Source organism: Paucibacter sp. B2R-40, assembly GCF_025717555.1.
In the GTDB taxonomy this organism is placed as follows: Bacteria; Pseudomonadota; Gammaproteobacteria; order Burkholderiales; family Burkholderiaceae_C; genus Paucibacter_A.
The window spans coordinates 134,515-152,379 of the sequence record NZ_JAJIRP010000009.1 but is presented as its reverse complement, the minus strand read 5'-3'; the positions used below and the strand labels follow the sequence as shown (position 1 = coordinate 152,379).

The 17,865-nt window shown below is 64.1% G+C and carries 15 protein-coding genes; 6 read left to right on the top strand and 9 right to left on the bottom strand.

Features of this window, described 5'->3' with window-relative positions:
* Positions 1-39 precede the first annotated feature (39 nt).
* Positions 40-534 carry an SgcJ/EcaC family oxidoreductase gene (locus tag LNV09_RS18250; RefSeq protein ID WP_263558500.1) on the top strand — a complete coding sequence of 165 codons (495 nt, stop codon included), beginning with the start codon at positions 40-42 and terminating at the stop codon, positions 532-534.
* Here the strand turns inward: LNV09_RS18250 and LNV09_RS18245 are convergent.
* On the bottom strand, positions 511-3,552 hold the full coding sequence (locus LNV09_RS18245; RefSeq protein ID WP_263558499.1) for an EAL domain-containing protein: 3,042 nt from the start codon (positions 3,550-3,552) through the stop codon (positions 511-513). The genes LNV09_RS18250 and LNV09_RS18245 overlap by 24 nt on opposite strands.
* Before the next feature lie 93 nt (positions 3,553-3,645).
* Positions 3,646-4,668 (bottom strand): NAD(P)/FAD-dependent oxidoreductase, encoded by a 1,023-nt coding sequence (locus LNV09_RS18240; protein WP_263558498.1) that lies wholly within the window; start codon positions 4,666-4,668, stop codon positions 3,646-3,648.
* A gap of 147 nt (positions 4,669-4,815) precedes the next feature.
* On the opposite strand from LNV09_RS18240, the gene LNV09_RS18235 reads away from it, so the two are divergent.
* On the top strand, positions 4,816-5,061 hold the full coding sequence (locus LNV09_RS18235) for a TIGR02450 family Trp-rich protein (RefSeq protein ID WP_263558497.1): 246 nt from the start codon (positions 4,816-4,818) through the stop codon (positions 5,059-5,061).
* A 14-nt stretch (positions 5,062-5,075) separates the two neighbouring features.
* A complete protein-coding gene (locus LNV09_RS18230) occupies positions 5,076-5,762 on the top strand; it encodes an SDR family NAD(P)-dependent oxidoreductase (RefSeq protein WP_263558632.1) in 687 nt (228 codons plus the stop codon).
* A gap of 21 nt (positions 5,763-5,783) precedes the next feature.
* Here LNV09_RS18230 and LNV09_RS18225 read toward each other — a convergent pair whose 3' ends face one another.
* From LNV09_RS18225 to LNV09_RS18205, 5 genes are all read right to left on the bottom strand, one after another.
* Positions 5,784-5,951, bottom strand: coding sequence for a hypothetical protein (locus tag LNV09_RS18225; RefSeq protein ID WP_263558496.1), 168 nt, complete (start codon positions 5,949-5,951; stop codon positions 5,784-5,786).
* A gap of 105 nt (positions 5,952-6,056) precedes the next feature.
* The gene (locus tag LNV09_RS18220; protein WP_263558495.1) at positions 6,057-6,812 is read right to left on the bottom strand and encodes a hypothetical protein; all 756 of its coding nucleotides are present in this window, start codon (positions 6,810-6,812) and stop codon (positions 6,057-6,059) included.
* Positions 6,813-6,888: 76 nt separating this feature from the next.
* Complete coding sequence (locus LNV09_RS18215) at positions 6,889-8,244, bottom strand: response regulator (RefSeq protein ID WP_263558494.1); 1,356 nt, start codon at positions 8,242-8,244, stop codon at positions 6,889-6,891.
* Positions 8,241-8,588: an Hpt domain-containing protein gene (locus tag LNV09_RS18210; protein WP_263558493.1), complete on the bottom strand. Its 348-nt coding sequence runs from the start codon at positions 8,586-8,588 to the stop codon at positions 8,241-8,243. The genes LNV09_RS18215 and LNV09_RS18210 overlap by 4 nt, the downstream gene beginning before the upstream one ends.
* 16 nt (positions 8,589-8,604) lie before the next feature.
* Positions 8,605-11,583 carry an ATP-binding protein gene (locus tag LNV09_RS18205; RefSeq protein ID WP_263558492.1) on the bottom strand — a complete coding sequence of 993 codons (2,979 nt, stop codon included), beginning with the start codon at positions 11,581-11,583 and terminating at the stop codon, positions 8,605-8,607.
* 264 nt (positions 11,584-11,847) lie between these two features.
* Between LNV09_RS18205 and LNV09_RS18200 the strand changes: the two genes are divergently transcribed.
* The 3 genes from LNV09_RS18200 (at position 11,848) to LNV09_RS18190 (ending at position 15,063) form a co-directional block, all read left to right on the top strand.
* Positions 11,848-12,663 carry a PEP-CTERM sorting domain-containing protein gene (locus LNV09_RS18200; protein WP_263558491.1) on the top strand — a complete coding sequence of 272 codons (816 nt, stop codon included), beginning with the start codon at positions 11,848-11,850 and terminating at the stop codon, positions 12,661-12,663.
* Between the two features lie 56 nt (positions 12,664-12,719).
* The gene (locus LNV09_RS18195) at positions 12,720-13,526 is read left to right on the top strand and encodes a PEP-CTERM sorting domain-containing protein (RefSeq protein ID WP_263558490.1); all 807 of its coding nucleotides are present in this window, start codon (positions 12,720-12,722) and stop codon (positions 13,524-13,526) included.
* A gap of 616 nt (positions 13,527-14,142) precedes the next feature.
* Positions 14,143-15,063, top strand: coding sequence for a DUF535 family protein (locus LNV09_RS18190; protein ID WP_263558489.1), 921 nt, complete (start codon positions 14,143-14,145; stop codon positions 15,061-15,063).
* Between the two features lie 33 nt (positions 15,064-15,096).
* Here the strand turns inward: LNV09_RS18190 and arsA are convergent, their stop codons facing one another.
* Both arsA and LNV09_RS18180 read right to left on the bottom strand, forming a co-directional pair.
* The gene (gene arsA / locus LNV09_RS18185) at positions 15,097-16,872 is read right to left on the bottom strand and encodes an arsenical pump-driving ATPase (protein WP_263558488.1); all 1,776 of its coding nucleotides are present in this window, start codon (positions 16,870-16,872) and stop codon (positions 15,097-15,099) included.
* Positions 16,873-16,941: 69 nt separating this feature from the next.
* On the bottom strand, positions 16,942-17,835 hold the full coding sequence (locus LNV09_RS18180; protein WP_263558487.1) for an EamA family transporter: 894 nt from the start codon (positions 17,833-17,835) through the stop codon (positions 16,942-16,944).
* Positions 17,836-17,865: the final 30 nt, after the last annotated feature.

Genomic DNA, 17,865 nt, shown 5'->3' with positions numbered 1-17,865 from the left:
ACCCCATTTGAGACATCCTTCAATCCTGGAGTTCGATTCATGAAATCAGTTGTCAACCTATCTCTTGGCTTGCCATCTTTGCTCGCAGCCCTTGCGCTGGCCGGCTGCGCCAGCGGCCCGGCGACCGACCCGCAGGCGCGAAACGAATCCTGCAAAGTGAGCAGTGAAGCCGAGATCGCCGCGCTGTTTGATCGCTGGAACCAATCGCTGCAAACGGGTGACCCGCACAAGGTCGTGGCCAACTATGCCGAGCGTTCGGTGCTGCTGCCCACCGTGTCCAACAAGCCGCGCCTGAACGCCGCCGAGAAGGAGGATTACTTCCACCATTTCCTGGAAAACAAACCGTTCGGCAAGATCGATTCGCGCACGATTCAAATCGACTGCAATACCGCCGTAGATGCCGGCCTCTACACCTTCACCTTCGCCAAGACCGGCGGCGTGGTCAAGGCGCGCTACACCTACACCTACCGCTGGGACGGCAAGCAATGGCTGATCACCAGCCATCACAGCTCAGCCATGCCCGAGAAAATGTGATTCCAACTCACCGCCGATCAGTGCCGTCAGCGGCACGGGTCGGTGCTGCAAAAAGCCCTGCGAATAGTTGACGCCGATTTCGCGCAGCCGGGCCAGCACCGCCGGGCTGTCGACAAACTCGGCCACCGTCTGCATGCCCACCACTTGCGCCACGTCGACAAAGCAGCGCACGGCAGCCTCGTCCAAGGCGTCGTTGACGAGATCGCGCACAAACTGCCCGTCGATCTTCAAATAGTCGACCGGCAGGCTCTTCAAATAGCCGAAAGATGACGCACCGGCGCCAAAGTCATCGAGCGCGCCGCGCACACCCAAGGCTCGCACCTGCTCGATGAACAGCGCCGCATCGGCCAGACTGGTGATGGCGGCCGTCTCGGTAATTTCAATGCACAAGCGCCGGCACAACTCAGGGCCAGCCTCGGTCAAGGCCTCCATCGCCCAGCGATGAAAGGCGCGGTCCCCAATCGACTGGCCGGACAAATTGACGCTGAGCATTTCAATCGCGGCCAAATTAGGCTCGGCCTTCATCCAATCCAGCACATGGCGCAGGACCCAACGGTCGATGCGGGTCGCCAGATTGAAGCGCTCGGCCGCCGGCAAGAAAGCGCCGGGCAGTACCAGCTCGCCGCTGGGCTCCAGCATGCGCAGCAGCACTTCGGCATGCAGGCCAGGCTTGAGCGGCGGCGTGCCCGCGCCAGGCAAGTGCATGGCCTCGATACGCTGCGCGTAAAGCACAAAGCTGTCTTCATCGAGTGCCTGCTCGATGCGCCCGGTCCACTGCATTTCGCCGTGCCGGGCACGCATCGTCTGATCGGTATCAAACCAGGTGTGGACGCGGTTACGCCCCTGCTCCTTGGCGGCATAACAAGAGGTATCAGCGGCCTGCAAAATCGCTGCCGCCGAGGGCCAGCGGCCGGTAATCGGCACCAGGCCTATGCTGGCGCCGATGCGGTAACGCCGTTCCTCGTGGGCGAAGCGAAACTCCTCCATTCGATCGCAAATCTGCTGCGCCACGCGCTGCGCCTGCGCCGGTGAGCAATGCTCCAGCAGCGCCGCAAACTCGTCACCGCCAAGACGGGCCAAGGTATCGCGTGTGCGCACCGCAGCCACCAAAATGCCGGCCACTTGTTTCAGCAACTGGTCACCAACCGCATGGCCGCAGGCGTCATTGACCAACTTGAACTGATCCAGGTCGATATAGAGCAGGGCATGCTGGCTGCGGTCGCCCTGCGCCTGCTCCAACACGCGGCGCAGCCGCGCCTCGAATTCAGTCCGGTTGATCAAGCCCGTCAAGGTGTCATGGGTGGCACGGTAAGTCATCTCGCCGCTCAGCCGGCGCTGCTCGGTGACGTCGTGAAAGACCAGCACCACGCCGAAAATATCACCCTTTTCATTGCGGATTGGCGCCACCGAATCCTGCACGCCGAACTCCTCGCCATGGCGGGAGATCAGCAAGGTATGGCCGGCCTGCGCGAGCTTCCGGCCCTCTTTCAAGCAGGCCTGCACCGGGTTCTCGACCAGGGCCCGCGTTTGCTCGTCAACGATATGAAAGACCTGCTCCAGCGGCCGCCCGCGTGCCTCTTCGGCCGCCCAGCCCGTCAGCAGCTCGGCGGTCGGATTCAGCCACACGACCTGGCCCGCTGCGTCCGCCGTGATGACCGCGTCGCCGATCGAGCGCAGGGTGACCAAGAGCAGCTCATGCTGTTCGGCCAGCACGGCGCTCATGCGAGCGGCGATTTCCTCGGCCATCTGCCTGATCTGGGTCAAATCCCAGTTGGCTCCGACCATGCGCAGCGCACGCCCCTGTGCATCAAAAGTCAGCCGCGCGGACCCGCGCAGATGGTGGATGCTGCCATCAGGCCAGATCACGCGAAACTCGGTGTCAAAGGGCTTGTGCCCTTTGATGGCCTCTTGCACTTCGCGCTCGGCCCTGGCCAAGTCTTCCGGATGCAGGCAGGCCGTCCAGCTGGCATAAGTCATCGGCTTGCTGCTGGGCTCCAGACCGTACAAACGGCACATCCAGGCGTCCCACACCAAGACACCGCTGCGCAGGTCAAACTCCCAGATGCCGATGCGGCCGCTGTCCAGGGCCATATTCAGGCGCGCCTCACTGGCCTGCAGCAAGGCGTGCGCCTGCATGCGCTCGCTGATGTCCTCGACCGCGCCCACATGGCCGATCAACCGCCCCGCCTGATTCAAGACCGGGCGGCTGCGCGCATGCACGTGGCGCAATGGGCCGCTCGGTACATGCACGCGAAACTCCATCTCGAAATCTTGCTGCGACCGGGCGCAACTGAGCCAATGGCTCATCACCGCGGCCTGATCCTGCGCGTGAATCGTTGTCGACCAGCCATGTCCCAGGCTCTGCGCAAGACTGAGCCCGAAAATCTCCTGCCAGCGAGGATTGGTATAGCTGCATGCCCCATTGGTGCTGGTGTGGAAGATGCCTATAGGCGCCGCTTCATTGAGCGTGCGAAACCAGGCATCGCGCTCGGCCAACTCGTTCGCCGCCAACAATTCGGCTTGCACGCTGCGCCGCAACTCCAGGGCATGTACCGTCGCCTTGGCAAGTTGGGCCAAAACATCTTTTTGCCCCTGCGTCAGACGGCGCGGCTGAACATCCATCACACACAGGGTGCCGACCACCTGCCCGCCACTCAAACACAAATTCGCGGCGGCATAAAAGCGCAGCCCCACTGGGCCGGCCACAGCGGGCAGATCACAAAAGCGCGGGTCTGCGCTGGCGTCTTCCACTTCAAAAATGCCCGGCTGCAAAATCGCGTAGGAGCAAAAAGCCTCATCGCGCGGCAGCTCATCCAGCCCTTGCAGACCCACGCCCGCCTTGAACCAGACACGCCGGTCATCGACCAGCCCAATGCGCGCGATCGGTACCGTGCAGACCAAAGCTGCGGCCTGCACCAAGGCATCGAACTCAGGCTCGGGCAAGCTATCCAGCACCTGCAAACCCTGCAAAGCGCTCAATCTGTCCAACTCCTGATCGGGCTTCGGTACTGCAGGCATGTCTAAACCTCCATGCAAGCTAGCATTGCATCTCTACGGCAAATTGTGCCCGATCGTGAGGCTTGCCGGCCTCCGTATTCGCCCCTAGGATCCCTAGGAATTACTTGCTCGAGACATCGTGTTCGCCATGGCCACCATCTGCTGCGCCAGCCTTTGCCCACTCAGCCAGGCACCCTCGACCTTGCCTGCGCCGAGCCAGTCGCCGCAAAGGCCGAGTCCCGAGGCCTCATCCCAAACGGACTGGGCGGGCGGGCCTTCATGCGCGGGTGCGGTATCGGCATATAGCCAGCGATGTGCGTTCCACTGCTCGGCGGGCGGCGCACCCAAGGCTGCAAAGGCCTCCTGCAGTTCTGCCGCCACCTGCTCGGCAGGCATTTGCAGCCTCGCCTCGCTCCATTCGGGCTGCGCATGCAAAAGCCAGCTCTCGGCGCCGCTGCGGCCCGGCTTGCTGTTGTTGCGCGCCACCCAGCGCAGCGGCCCTTGGTTGACGAAGGCGGCCTCGAAGCCCAGCTCCAGCGGCGCGGCGTAATTCAGCATCAAGGCCCAGCTCGGGCGCATGCGCACCGCAGCCGCCTGCTGCGCCAAGGCCGGCGCGCAGTCTTGCAGCAAGGCGGCCGCCTGCGGGGCCGGCAGCGCCAGCACCACGGCATCAAATTCATCTTCAAGCAGGGCTGCGCCCACCTGCAGCCGCCATGCGGCACCAACGCGCTGCAAGCCTTCGATCTGCACGCCCAATTTGACCGGTGCGGGCAAGGCGCTGGCCAGCCACTGCGCCGGCGCGGTCATTTGCGGCGCGCCGACATAACGCTGCAGCGCCGCGTCAGCCCGGTGCAGCGCGGCTTCACCGAACACGGCCAAGCGAGGCACCCAAAGCTTGGCCACCCCGGCCTCCACCCAGCGGGCCACCTCGGCGCTGAAACTGCTGCTGCGTGCAGTGAAGTACTGTGCCCCGTGATCGCAGTGCCAGCCCTCGCCACGGCGAGTGCTCATGCGACCGGCCACACCGCGGCTTTTTTCAAACACCGTGACCCGGTGGCCCGCGGCGACCAAGGCCGTCGCGCAGGCCAAGCCGGCCAGGCCGGCGCCCACAACGGCCACATGCTGCGATGACGACATGACAAAGCCCCAATGCAATGAACTCGAAGCGCGGATTCTGCCGCGCATCTCTGCCTGTGAATGGCTGGCCGGCCGATCACCTGGCGTTTGCCCAGGCAATGCCATATGCGCAGCCACGCTTAAGCGGTTTAGGCTAGGCTCAGCGCCATGAACTTGATACACCCGAAAAAACTGCTGCTCAGCAAATGGACAGCCATGCGGCCGCTGGCCAAGGAAAAGCATTTCTTGGTAACCCAGGTCTTCAACGCTCCAATTGAAGAGAGTGCGGGCCCCAAGAAAACGACCTTGGCGGTCGAAGCTGTCGAGTTGGAGGCGGTGATCTCCAAGCGCAGCCAGCGCATCGCTTGGCGCGACTTGCAAGACCCGGCCCTGTGGCGCCAAGGTTGGCAGTGAGCGCGCTCACTTCCATGCCCGAGGGCTACCGGGCGCTGGTGGTGGGGGCCAGCGGCGCGATTGGAGCCGCTTTTGTGCAAGCCTTGCAGGCCGACCCACGCTGCGGGCTCGCACTCGGTTTGGGGCGAGACGCCGCACCGGCGATTGACTTTGCAGAAGAAGCCAGCATCGCAGCGGCCGCCGCCGACTTGGCTCAGGCCGGGCCGTTTCAGCTGATCATCAACGCCGCCGGCATCTTGCACGGCCCGGACTTCATGCCCGAGAAGCAATTGAGCCAGCTCAGCTACGCGCAGATGCTGAGCACCTTCGCCGTCAACACCTTCGGCCCCGCCCTGCTGCTGCGCCATTTCAGCCCCTTGCTGGACCGCCAACGCGGCGTGATGGCCCTGCTGTCTGCCAAAGTCGGCAGCATCGAAGACAACCGCCTGGGCGGCTGGTACAGCTACCGCGCATCCAAGGCGGCGCTGAATATGCTGATCAAGACGGCCGCCATCGAGCTGCGCCGCAGCCAGCCGCAGACGGTGCTCGTCGCCTTGCATCCGGGCACGGTCAGCTCGGCCTTGTCGGCGCCGTTTCGCGGTGCCGAAATCGGCCGGCCAGCCGCAGTTGCGGCGGGCGAGTTGTTGGCAGTGCTGGATGGGCTGAAGCCAGCGGACAGCGGGCAGTTCCTCAGCTACACGGGCGAGCAACTGCCCTGGTAGCAGCCCGCAGGCGCGCCGAGTTCAGCGAGGTTTTTTCGCGGCGCTGCTGGTCTTTTTTGCCGCAGCCTTGGGTTTCTCGGGTGGCGCCGCCGAGTCAGGCATATCGCCGATCAAGCCCTTGACCGGGCAGACCTTGAAGATCGGGCATTTGCGGCAGCCTACGGCGATGGCGATGGGGCAGAGGGTCATGAAGCAGTCCTACATTTGACTTCGCGACCCGCGCGACCGGTGCCTGAGCATAGCGGCATCACCGTCGGCAACTGAAACTAGCCAATAAATGAACCTGACCCCATTTCAGGGAGCCAGATCGACGCGCAACTGCAACTCCCGCGTCCTCTGCGTCTCGGCGCTGCGGCTGCTGATCACGCCGCGCTCCTGGCGCTGCGTGGCCGCGCCGCTGCGAGCCACGGTCAGCCATTGGCCTAGGCCCACCGAGACGGTGCTGAGGACTTGCGCCTGTGTTTGAGCCTGAGATTGGCCTTGCAGCAAGTTACCGGAGCCGCTGCTGCCCTGCGCCCTGAGCTCCACCCGCACCGGCTGTTGTCCACCCGGCCAATGCGGCGTGACAGTGAAGCCTTGGGTCTGCTCGGTGACGCCCTGCCTTGGCACGGCCCAGCCCCGGTTGACATTCGAATTGGCTCCTCCGGCCGCTGGCAGGGGGGTCGCCCCGCCAGCCCCACCTGCCCCACCCGCAGCGGCATCAAACTGCACGCCAAAGTCCAGCCACTGCACGGGCGTCGTTTCTGTCAATTGCACCGAAGCCTGATCGCCGTTGAGCACCAACAAGCGCTGCACCTGCTGCTCGTCACGCCGCTGCGTGTTGAAGCCGACACTGCCTCGCGAGGACACCGAGCCCGCCGTGCCGACCACGACCGAGCCATCGCGTATCGCCGCCATTGCTGCGCCGCTGACCGCACTGTCCACCCAGCGGACTTCGACCCAGAGGTTTTGACGTGGGCCGACAGATGTTGGTAAATCAGCCGCACCGGCGGCGACTGCGGTGAGCGCCAAAGCCAAGCCGACACCGAAGCGAAAGGGATGCATCTTCATGCGTGCAGCATAAGCGCCAACGCGAGGGCAGCAAGCCGAGAATTTTCGCCCATAAATTGCCGCTTTCAGCGGCGACCTAGAGCAGGGAGTAAGCAGCTTCCGCCCCGCTCTGCGCTACGGCAATGATCTCGAACTCGGCGCTCAGCCCGGCCCGCGTGGCGGCATCCATCAGAAATACGGCCTCTCCCGCCGCCGTTCCTAGCGAGCACGCCGCCGCCAAGCGCTGCGCCTGAGCAACCGGCGCGCCTATGCAGGCATAGGCCGCGCGGCTGCTGGTGGCGGCCGAGCAGGCCAAGACCTGGCCGCGCGCCAAGCCGCAGCCCAAGTTGACCGTCGCCAATTCCGCGATCAGCCGCTCTTCATTGAACACGCGCATCAGATCGCCCATCTCCTGCGCTGCTTGCACAGCCGCCTGCGGCTCGCTGAACAAGGCCAACAAGCCATCGCCACTGAACTGCGCGAGCTCGCCGCCACGCCCATCGATGGCATCAAACATCAAGGTGCACCAGTCGCTCAGCAGCTCTTGCATCTGATCGGGCGACAGGTCCAGCGCGGCCAGCCCATGCAGGCCGGCGACCAAGACGGTCACATCGGGCAAGCAGCGGGCCGCGCTGGGGCCGGCCGGCATCAAGCGGCGCAACGCGTCGCGCTGCTGATCACGCAGCAGCTTGGCGTTCAAGCTGGCATCCACGCGCGCCTTGAGCAACCAGGGATCAACCGGCTTGTGCAGAAAGTCTTCCACCCCCAGCTCGATGCAGCGCGCCACTGGCGCCACGCCGCCCAAGGCGCTGGTCACGATCACCGCCACCTCGCACAGCGCGGCGTCGCCGGCCCGCTCTTGCAGCAAGCCAAAGCCATCCAGCTCGGGCATCGCCAGATCGAGCAGCAGCAAATCAAACGGCTGCTGCCTGAGCATCTCAAGTGCTGCCCGGCCATTCGCAGCCGCGCTGACCTGATGCCCCATCAGCTCCAGCGAGCGGCACAGCAGCAGCCGGTTGACCCGGTTGTCATCGGCCACCAGCACGCGCGCTGACAGACTGCCCGCCAAAGCCAGCGTTTTTTGTTGCGCTTGTTGAGCCGGTTGCCTTTTGTCGGTCGCTTCTGCTGTTTCGGCAGTTTCGGCCGGACCCAAAGGCAGCGTAAATTGGTAGCCCAGGCCCGGCACGGTCGCAATCGCCGCGGCGCCCAGCACGCGGCGCAGACCCGAAATCTGCACTTGCAGATTGTTCTCCTCGACGACCAAGCCCGGCCACACCTCATCGAGCAATTCTTCCTTGCTGACAACGCGCTCGCGCTTGTTAACCAGGGCCTTGAGCAGATCAAAGCTACGGCTGCCCAGGGCAACGGTTTGGCCATCGACCAGCACGCGGCGTTCGCCCAAGCGCAGCTCGACATGGCCGAACACGAGTTTGGTAACGGGGCTGCCGCTCATAGCCGCGCCGCCGCTTGCAGAGCCAGCAAGGCGGCCGCGATCTCGGCCGTCAACTCATCGAGCGCAGCGCTGATGGCCGCGCCGCCCGCCGCCAGGCCATGGCATTCCAGCCGGCCGGCCAGTTCGGCCAAGCGCGCCGCACCAAAGGTAACGCCATTGCTCTTCAAGCTGTGCGCAATGGTCTCGAATTGAGTGCTGTCACCGCCCGCCGCCGCCTCGCGCAGCTGCTGCGCCAGCAGCGGCGCCTCCTCGGCGAAGGCCTCCAGCAGTTGCAGCACAAAGTCAGCGCCCGCATTGGCCTGCAGGGCTTCGAAGACAAGCGGTTCTAGCAAGGGCTGGTTCATGGTGTTTGTCTCGACATTACGCATCAACTCTACGGGCAGTGGCGCTCAGCTCGACGATCAAGGCCTCGACGCGCAAGGGCTTGCTCAAGTGCTCATCCATGCCCGCCGCCAGGCATTGTGGCCGGTCGCCGTTGAGGGCGTTGGCCGTCATCGCGACGATGCGCGGGCGCTGGCCCGGCGGCCAGCGCCCCGTGATGGCGCGGCTAGCCTGCAGCCCGTCCATCTCGGGCATGCGCACATCCATCAGCACCAGATCGTAAGTCTGGCGCTCGACACTCTGCACCGCCTCGCGCCCATTGCTGGCCAGGTCGGCTCGGTAGCCCATCTGTTCCAGCAGGCGCAGGCCGAGCTTTTGGTTGACGCCGTTGTCCTCGGCCAAGAGGATGCGCAGCGGATGGCGCGCGGCCATATTGGGGTCCAACTCGGTTGGCGCTGGCACCACCCGCTGGGGTCGCGGCGCCAGTGCCACCGCACGCGCCTGGATGTCAAAGTAGAAGCGGCTGCCCTGCCCCGGCCCGGCGCTGTCCACAGCCATGCTGCCGCCCATCAGTTCGGCCAATTGTTTGCTGATGGCCAGGCCCAGGCCGCTGCCGCCATAGCGGCTGTTGATGCTGCTGTCGGCCTGGCTGAAACGCTGGAACAAGCGCGCGCTGCCCTCGGCGCTGAGGCCGATGCCGGTGTCGCGCACCTCAAACGCCAGCCGCCCCTCGCTGGGCGCCGACACACTCAATACGACTTCACCCTTGTCGGTGAACTTGAGCGCATTGCTGAGCAGATTGAGCAGGATCTGGCGCAGATGGGCGGCGTCGCCCTGCACCGCCTCGGGCACATTGGCCTCGAAATGGCAGCTCAGGCGCAAGCCTTTTTGGCTGGCGCGCACGCTCACCAGATCGAGCGCCAGGCGCACGCATTCGCGCAGCTCAAAGGGCTGGTCCTCCAGCTCCATCCGGCCGGCCTCGATCTTGGAGAAATCGAGCACGTCATTGATGATGCTCAGCAGCGCCTCGGCCGAGTCGCGGATGGTTTGCGCGTTGTCGCGCTGCTCCTCGGTCAGCTGCGAATTGAGCAGCAGCCCGCTCATGCCGATCACGCCATTCATAGGCGTGCGGATCTCGTGGCTGACGGTGGCCAGAAAAGCGCTCTTGGCCGCATTGGCCGACTGCGCGGCCTCTCGCGCTTGCAACTCGGCAGCGAGTTTTTGCTCCAGCAGCTGCGCCTGGGTGCGCCCGGCGTCGGCCTGCAAATCCTCTTGCATCATGTCGGTGGCGCGGGCCAACGCACGCACCTCGTCGGGGCGATAGGGTGCGCCTTCGGGCCGGGTGTGCAGCAGCAAGAAACCGGTCAATTGATCGCGGTGTTTGATCGGCACCGCCAAACCGTCCACACCGACCAGCGCCGACAAGGCAGCCGGCAGGCGGTGCGCTTGGATGCTGCGCAAATCGGCTGCCTCCATACTCAAAAGCTCGGGCGCCGTGGCTGCGGTGGCGGCCAAGCGAGCGCAAGCCGGAGTCCGCGCCGCTGTCTGCACGCGGAAAACCGACACCTCGGCCCCGCCTGCAAATCGCTTGATGGCGCGCAAGTAATGGCTTAACAGCACGTCCTGCCCTTGCAGGCCGACCGCCGCCGTCGCCGCCGTCCACAGCGCTTCTTCCTTGCTGCGCCAGTTGCGATAGAAAAGCCGCTGCACGATGTCATCGGCCCAGACTCGCAAGCGCGGCACCGTGCTGGAGAACACCAGCGCCAGCGGCACAGTCACGCCGGCCGCAATGCGCGGGTCGGCCAGCAGCGGCCAGCGGCTCCCAATCATGCGCAGCGTAGCCACACCGGCCACCAGAACCGCCAGCACCAAGCCCCAGACCAAGGCACGGTTGAGCGCGAAGCCAAAACCGAACACGCGGTGGCGCAGCACGGCGTACGCCAAGCCCAGCATAGACAGCATCGCCAATGCAATTTGAATGAAATCCATGACCAACTCGCGCTGCAACGTGCGCCCCGGCAAGTTGCCCATGATGACGAAAACAATCGAGCCACTCACCATGACAGCGACGCAAACGCCTATCCAAGCGGCGCGGTACCTCGCCACACCGCTGGCGCGCCGCCAAGCCAGCCACAAAAACACCAAGGTCGCGATGTCGACCAAATAGACAAAGCTGCCGCCCAGTCGCTCGAAGACCAGTTTCCAATACGGTGGCTCGAATGGCGTGAGCCGAAAATGAAAGACCAGCTCGAACACATTGACCGCCAAACCTAGGCAAACCAGCAGGGCGAAGCCGCGCCGGACCCCGGTTCGCGAGAACCGGCTTTGCTCATCCGGATAGGCGATGGCGAAGTACAGATAGCTTGCCGCGATGAGCAAGGTATTCACAAAGGAGCCGTAGAACATCATGAAAGCCTGCACCGTGCCTGCCGGCAAACGCATGCCCACGTCGGCAATGCTGTAGAGCGCCAAGGCGATCGCCAAGGCACGCATGGCCCGACTGTCCGAACGCCGCCAACTCAGCACCGCCGCAATCGTCAAGGCCAGCCAGCTCTCGACCAAGCCGCTGAACTCGCGCATGACTCCCACGGCGTCAACGCGATCTGGTTGAGGCTCGGTGCGGACCCATAGCTGGCGCCATTCACCGTTGGACTCGATCGTGACGGGGATCAACTCATCCACGCCCTTGATGCGCCAACGGTCGCCTATCTGGTCAAAGGTCAGGCGATCACCCGCCTTGACGCCCTGGCGGGCAAGGTCGGCTTCGGGCTCCATGCTCACCACCGTCGTCATCCAATGGGGGCCACTCAAGGGGCCCTTCATGACCACGCCCATGCCGCCCGCCGCCGCAGGCACGACCGAGCGCTCCAGATAAGCCATTGCCCACAGCCGCATGCCGGCGCAGCACAGGCAAAGGCCGAGCAATATCCATTTCCAGCGCCGCGCGCCGGCGCCAGACGGCGGGACAACTGCATTGCTCGATAGCCCGGCGTCCGGGTAAGTCTGGGTCATCACCATCGCTGACTCCTCAATGCTCGGCCGCCTTTTTTGCAAGTTGCAAGTTGCAAGTTGCTCGTCGCAAGACCGCTTGCTGGCGATGATAGAGACGCTGCCCCCTAACTACTGCCTTGCCCGTGCAGTTTCAGAACTTTTCAGGCCTGTTTCAGGCGCCTTAAGGACGCCGACCCCAGCAAGTAGGACATTGGCCGCACGGCAAACCGACGCCGTGCACTTGGCAGGCAAGCCGCCTGCCTTCCTTTGTCAATCCTTGGGAGATGCGCCATGTCAAAACCACTCACCCGCCACGCCACCGCCGCCATCGCGCGGCAATTGGCCCCACTCGCAGCAGCCACCATCCTTGCCATCGCGGCCGTGCCTTTGCGGGCGCAGCAACTGATTGCACCCGACACCATGGTCGGCGGCTACAGCCAGAGCTTCTTATCGGCCCAAATGGCGCAATGGGAATTCTCCATCCTACCGGCGACCAACCCCATACTCGACATGACCGGCGCCCATACCGCGCAGGGCGACCAGGGCAGCTACTTCTTTCTCGCCTCGACGTTTTCCCAAGATCCCGTTGTACGCAATGTGACGGTGCGAACCGACCAGACCTTGGTGTTCAGCCCGGTCACCATCATTTACTGGGCGGACGCCCAGGTTTACACCGAGGCCGATATGCGCACGCACGCGGCCTATGCGCTGGGCGATGTAAGCAATCTAACGGTCACGGTCGATGGTGCGCCGGCTCTGTTGCCCAATGGCATCAATTCACTGGACCCCTTCCTGCAGGCGAGCCCGCTGTTCCCACTGAGCTTGCCGCCCGGCGGCATTATTGAAAGCATGTGGGGCTACCCAACGGGCACCTTTCCAGCCGTCACCTTGGGCTACACCTTTGCCTTGGAAGGCTTGTCGGCCGGCCAACATCAGCTGCACTTCACCTCGACCTTTGTCTCCACCGGCCCCTACGCCGGCGGCCCCCCGACCTCGTACGACGTCACCTACAACATCAACGCCGTGCCCGAGCCTGGCACCTGGGCCTTGATGGGCCTGGGCCTGCTGGCCATCGGGGCCGGCGCGATTCATCGCAGGCGCGCGTGAGCTTTGCGGCACAGGCTGAGAACTATCTTCGAACCTCAATTCAAAGGATGTACGACATGTCAAACGTAGCAACACAACATGGCCACGCAGCTAGCGGCGTCAGGCGCCAACTGCTCCCGCTGGCTGCGGCCGCCCTGCTTGCCATCGCGGCCGGCCCCTCGCTGGCGCAGCAGCTGATCGCCCCCGACGCCCTCGTTGCCGGCTACGACCAGCGTTTCAGGTTGGCCCAGTTCAGTCAATGGTGGGTCTCGATTCCCGCCGCCACCAACCCCCTCCTCGATGGGCCTGGCGCCAACACACAGCTTGGCGACCAAGGAGGATTCTTCTTTCTGCCCGGATCCTTCACCCCGACCCCGGTGGTTCGCAACGTGACGGTGCGCCCCGACCAGACCCTGTTGCTGAATCTTCAGGTCGTCACCGGCTGGCCCGATGCCAACGAGACCGAAGCTGACCTTCGCTTCATTGCCGGCCATGTATTGGGCACGATCAACAGCATGTCGCTCACCGTCGACGGTGCGCCTGCCTTGCTGCCAGCCGGCTATTCGTCGCTGGGCCAATTCCGCCAATCAACCGACTTGTTCCCTTTGCATGTCGGCGCAGACAATCTGGGCGGCTGGCCCGCCGGCATCTTCCCGGCCATTTCAGATGGCTATCTGATCGCGATGGAGGGACTGTCCGCAGGCAATCATCAAGTGCGCTGGACCGTCAATTCTTCGCCGACCGGACCGTTTGCGGGCCAATGGACCTTCGAGCAGGACATCACCTACAACATCACGGCAGTGCCTGAACCAAGCAGCTGGGCCTTGATGGGCCTGGGCCTGCTGGCGATCGGCGCTGGCGCGATTCATCGCCGGCGCGGCTGAAACGGGCTGCAAAAACGGCGAGCGGCCCTCAAGCTCAAGGCGTCTCGCCGTTTCACCGTCCGCGCTGACTGGTACTGGTTTTCAGACGAAGGCCTGAAGCAAGACATCAGCTTGCTGGAGCACTCACCTGCGTGAGCGGGCCTGTACGCCTATCGCTAGGTCTGAAGCGACACCGTCTACGTCGGCGCGATGGCTAAAGCAGTTGAGGCCACGGTGCCGGAAGCCATGACGGTGGCCTCGAACGGGCCTCTTGCGGTGGATTGCAAGCGTCTCGGGCTTTAGCTCGTGACGCGAGAACAGTGGGTCGCAGCCCAGCGGCGTTAGCCGGGATGGGGGCGCGCCGGAACTGAGCTTGGCCCGGGTCGCTCTTCAGCATGGGCCGCATGGCCCAGCTGGTGCTGGAGCTGACGCGAAACATGCCTTGAATCGTGACGATTTGCCGCCCGACACCCCCATCAGAGGGAGGTGTCAAGGCAGTTTTACCAAAACACAAAGATTTACAATTCATTACCTTGCGGCCACAGACCCATAAGAAGTCTGGCCCGCGCGCCATTGACCCCCGATCGCACCAGCTGCTCCATCCGCGGCCGTCCACCGCCCCGCTGAAGACCCCACTTTGTCGCAAACCATCACCCTCAATTCGGGCCTGAGCGGAAGGCAAGGCCTGCCCCGTTTACGTGAAAGCATCAAGATCGGCTGGCGAGCTTTCGCCAACCGGCCGGCCACTTCCGCCTGGTTGCAGTTGCTGAATGCCCACTCACCGTTCAGCGAGCTGGTCAAGCACAAGCCGAGCCTGGTCTTGAAGATCTACCGCCCCTACCTGAGCAACACCCTGAACTGCAGCCAAAGGCTGGCTTTGCTGCAGGCGCATTACCACTTCATCTTCAGTCAAGGCCTAGCCCCCTTGGTCGTGCGCGCCGCGCAGCAAGCAGTGCTACTGGCCCAAGTCGAGGGCAAAAGCGGCGCGAGCTACGGCATTGAGTTGTCGGCGATCGCGCCACTCGAACGTGAAGGCGAACTGGTGCTGCGCCTGGTGCAAGGCGAGACGCTGATCTACTCGGCGGCGTTTTCTTTCTTCCGCGAGAGCACCCAGCTGGCGCTGGGCATAGGCTGCATGCAAGGGCCGCAGGGCGAAGACGGCCTCCAACACATCCGCCAAGCCACTCAAGATTTCCATGGCCTGCGTCCCAAATGCCTGATGCTGCGATTGCTGGCACATTTAGGTCATGGCTATGGTTGTCGCCAGCTCTTGCTGGTTGGCAACGCCAACCTCGCCCATCGAAGCGCTGCGCGCAAGGGCAAGATTTTTGCCGACTACAACAGCCTGTGGGAAGAAATGGGGGCGCGACAACGCACGGACGGCGACTATCAATTGAGCTGCGAGCCGCTGAGCCCGCCCGACCTGACTGCGATCGCCTCGAAGAAGCGTTCCGAGGCTCGCAAGCGCTTTGATACCTTGCTCGCGCTGGCCCATGCCTTGAGCAGCGGCCTGCAAGCTCAAACGGTGCATACGCATACGCACGAGCATGCGAACTGAAGCCGTTTGCTTGCACTCACCAGGTGCGGCGATTCACGAGGCCGTCAAACCCGCCAAGGCCGCCACGCCCACCGGCGGTGTGGCCGACCAAGGCAAGACATAGAGCCGCTCGGCCAGGCCGGCGCGGATGCGTTGCACCTGGCGCTGCTCACCAATCAGCCGCGCCGTTAGCAAAGGGTCACGCGCACCAGCGGCCAGCAGGCTGCGATTGATGACCCAGGCAAACGGCGTGATGCCGGCGCGTTTGAGATCGTCTTGCAGCGCCACCGCCTGCGAGACTGGTGTTTGCTCGGCCAGCGTCGCAATGATGATGCGGGTGTGTTGCGGGTCTTGCAGGCGCATCAAAGGAGTCAGTACCCGGCCCGCCGAATTGCGCCCCTCGAACTCACGCATCATTTGCCGATGGTAGGCGCCGGTGGCGTCCATCAGCAGCAGCGAGTGGCCGGTCGGCGCGGTGTCCATCACCACAAAGGCGCTGCGCGCTTCGCTGACCACGCGCGAGAAGGCATGGAACACCGCGACCTCCTCGGTGCAAGGTGATTGCAAGTCCTCCAGCAAGAGCGCGCGCCCAGCATCGTCAAGCGTGCGCCCACGAGCCGCCATGATCTTGGCGATGTACAGCTCGGTTTCGCGCTTGGGGTCTATGCAGTCGACGCGCAGCCCGGCCAAATCGCCGTGTACGGTCGGCAGCACATGGGCGGCCGGATCGGTGGTCGTCAGATGAACCGCATGGCCGCGTTGCACCAGGCCGATCGCCAGTGCCGCCGCAATCGTGGTCTTGCCTACGCCGCCCTTGCCCATCACCATGATCAGGCCATGGCCCGCAGCAGCCAAGTCATCGCAGAGCGCGCCCAGGCTAGCGGCGTCGAGTTGAGCGGGTAGCGACAACGCGGCCGAAGTCGCATGGCCAGCGGGCGATTCACTCAACAAGCCTCGCAAGGCCGGCAAACCCACGGTGTCAAAAGAGCGCAGCGGCACCTGGTCACGCGGTAAATCCAGCAAGGCGGGCGGCATCGCTGCGAGCGCGGCTTCAGCTTGCGCCTCCAAAGCCAGCGCAACCGTGTCAGCGCGGTCGCTGGCCTTGAACACGCCATTGACCAGCAAGCGCTGGCGGTTCAAGCCCAACTCGCGCAGCTCCGCCGAGGTGCGGCCGGCTTCGGCCAAGGCGGCCACCTCGGCCCGCGTCACCAGCACCACCTCGGTCAAGGCCGGGTCGGTCAGGGCGGCCAAGGCCGCTTGAAAGCGCTGCTCTTGCATCTTCAGGCCCGAATGCGGGCCTAGGCAGGAAGCACCTCGGTCGTTGTCGGCGAGGAATCCGCTCCAAGCCTTGGGCAGGCTCAACAAGCGCAGCGTATGACCGGTTGGCGCGGTGTCAAAAATGATGTGATCAAAATCCGCCGGTGGCTCGGCCAGCAGCGTCGCGAACTCGTCAAAAGCGGCAATCTCGGTCGTGCAGGCGCCCGACAACTGTTCGCGCACCGTGCTGCGCTCGGCTTCGCTAACTTCAGCAGCCAACTGATCCAAGACCCGCAGGCGGTAATCTTCGGCGGCTTGATTCGGGTCGATATTCAAGACCGACAGCCCTGGCGCGCCGGGAACCGCGACCGGGTGGTTGCGCAGCGGCACGCCCAGCATCTCGTCCAAATTTGAGGCCGTGTCGGTACTGACCAGCAGCACCCGCAGCCCCCTGTCCGCCAAAGCCAGCGCCACCGCCGTCGAGCACGAAGTCTTGCCCACGCCGCCCTTGCCGGTGAAGAACAGATAGCGAGGCGGCTGTTTGAGCAGGGCGAGTGGGTATGAGGCGTTCATCGCCCCATCCTAATCTCCACTCCGCCTGCCAAATCCCAGCTATTGAGCCCCGCCTGCTCTAGATCAATGTCAGGCGCGAACCCGCCACGGCCGCAGCGGCCACAGCAGGTTGAGCGCCAGGCCACTCAACACCAGGCCCGCTGCGATCAGCTTCCAGGCCGGTAGGCTCTCGCCCAGCACCAGCGCCGCCGTGCTCATGCCAAACACCGGCACCAGCAAGGCCATCGGCACGACGGTGGCCGGCGCATGGCGGGCCAGCAGCCAGCCCCAGGCTGCATAGCCGAACAAGGTGTTGCCGACGGCCTGCCAGAGCACGGCGGCCCAGGTCGTCGCATCAGCCCGGGCCAGGCCTGCCGCCATGGCCGTTGGCCCCTCAACGATCAAGGACAGCGCCAGCAAGGGCGGCACGGCGAAGACGCTCGTCCAGACCATATAGGCCAGCATATTGACCCGACCGGCCTGCTTGCCGACCATATTGGCGCAGGCCCAACTGAAGGCGGCGGCGAGGATCATGAGCAGCCCCAAGGGCGTGGCGCTGCCGTCGGTGTGACTCGCGATCAAGGCGATGCCGCTGGCGGCGAGCAGCAAGGCTAGCCATTGATAACCTTGCACACCTTCCTTGTTCAGCCGCATCGACAGCATCAAGGTAAAAAAGACTTGCGTCTGTATCACCAAGGACGCCAGGCCCGGCGAGATATTGCTGCGCATGGCCAGGAACAGCAGGCCGAATTGGCCAACGCCGATCAAGAGCCCATAGCTGGCCAGATTGCGCCAAGGCAGATCGGGCTTCTTGAGGAAGAAGATCGCCGGCAATACCGCGAAGCTGAATCTCAGAGTTGCGAACAGCAGCGGCGGCAAGGCGTTCAGCCCCAGCCGTATGACGACGAAGTTACTGCCCCAAATCGCTACCACGGCCAAGGCGAGCAAGAAATGCTTGAAAGGAAGGCGTGCGCCCTGACTCATGCTGGCTCCTGATTGAGTGCCGCTGATGGT

What these genes read in the sequence shown, in the direction of transcription:
- LNV09_RS18200 (WP_263558491.1), top strand. Translation starts at nt 11,848, where the DNA reads ATGTCAAAACCACTCACCCGCCACGCCACCGCCGCCATCGCGCGGCAA.
- LNV09_RS18240 (WP_263558498.1), bottom strand. Translation starts at nt 4,668, where the DNA reads ATGTCGTCATCGCAGCATGTGGCCGTTGTGGGCGCCGGCCTGGCCGGC.
- LNV09_RS18195 (WP_263558490.1), top strand. Translation starts at nt 12,720, where the DNA reads ATGTCAAACGTAGCAACACAACATGGCCACGCAGCTAGCGGCGTCAGG.
- LNV09_RS18210 (WP_263558493.1), bottom strand. Translation starts at nt 8,588, where the DNA reads ATGAACCAGCCCTTGCTAGAACCGCTTGTCTTCGAAGCCCTGCAGGCC.
- LNV09_RS18245 (WP_263558499.1), bottom strand. Translation starts at nt 3,552, where the DNA reads ATGCCTGCAGTACCGAAGCCCGATCAGGAGTTGGACAGATTGAGCGCT.
- LNV09_RS18230 (WP_263558632.1), top strand. Translation starts at nt 5,076, where the DNA reads ATGCCCGAGGGCTACCGGGCGCTGGTGGTGGGGGCCAGCGGCGCGATT.
- LNV09_RS18180 (WP_263558487.1), bottom strand. Translation starts at nt 17,835, where the DNA reads ATGAGTCAGGGCGCACGCCTTCCTTTCAAGCATTTCTTGCTCGCCTTG.
- LNV09_RS18250 (WP_263558500.1), top strand. Translation starts at nt 40, where the DNA reads ATGAAATCAGTTGTCAACCTATCTCTTGGCTTGCCATCTTTGCTCGCA.
- LNV09_RS18215 (WP_263558494.1), bottom strand. Translation starts at nt 8,244, where the DNA reads ATGAGCGGCAGCCCCGTTACCAAACTCGTGTTCGGCCATGTCGAGCTG.
- arsA (WP_263558488.1), bottom strand. Translation starts at nt 16,872, where the DNA reads ATGAACGCCTCATACCCACTCGCCCTGCTCAAACAGCCGCCTCGCTAT.
- LNV09_RS18220 (WP_263558495.1), bottom strand. Translation starts at nt 6,812, where the DNA reads ATGAAGATGCATCCCTTTCGCTTCGGTGTCGGCTTGGCTTTGGCGCTC.
- LNV09_RS18225 (WP_263558496.1), bottom strand. Translation starts at nt 5,951, where the DNA reads ATGACCCTCTGCCCCATCGCCATCGCCGTAGGCTGCCGCAAATGCCCG.
- LNV09_RS18235 (WP_263558497.1), top strand. Translation starts at nt 4,816, where the DNA reads ATGAACTTGATACACCCGAAAAAACTGCTGCTCAGCAAATGGACAGCC.
- LNV09_RS18205 (WP_263558492.1), bottom strand. Translation starts at nt 11,583, where the DNA reads ATGGTGATGACCCAGACTTACCCGGACGCCGGGCTATCGAGCAATGCA.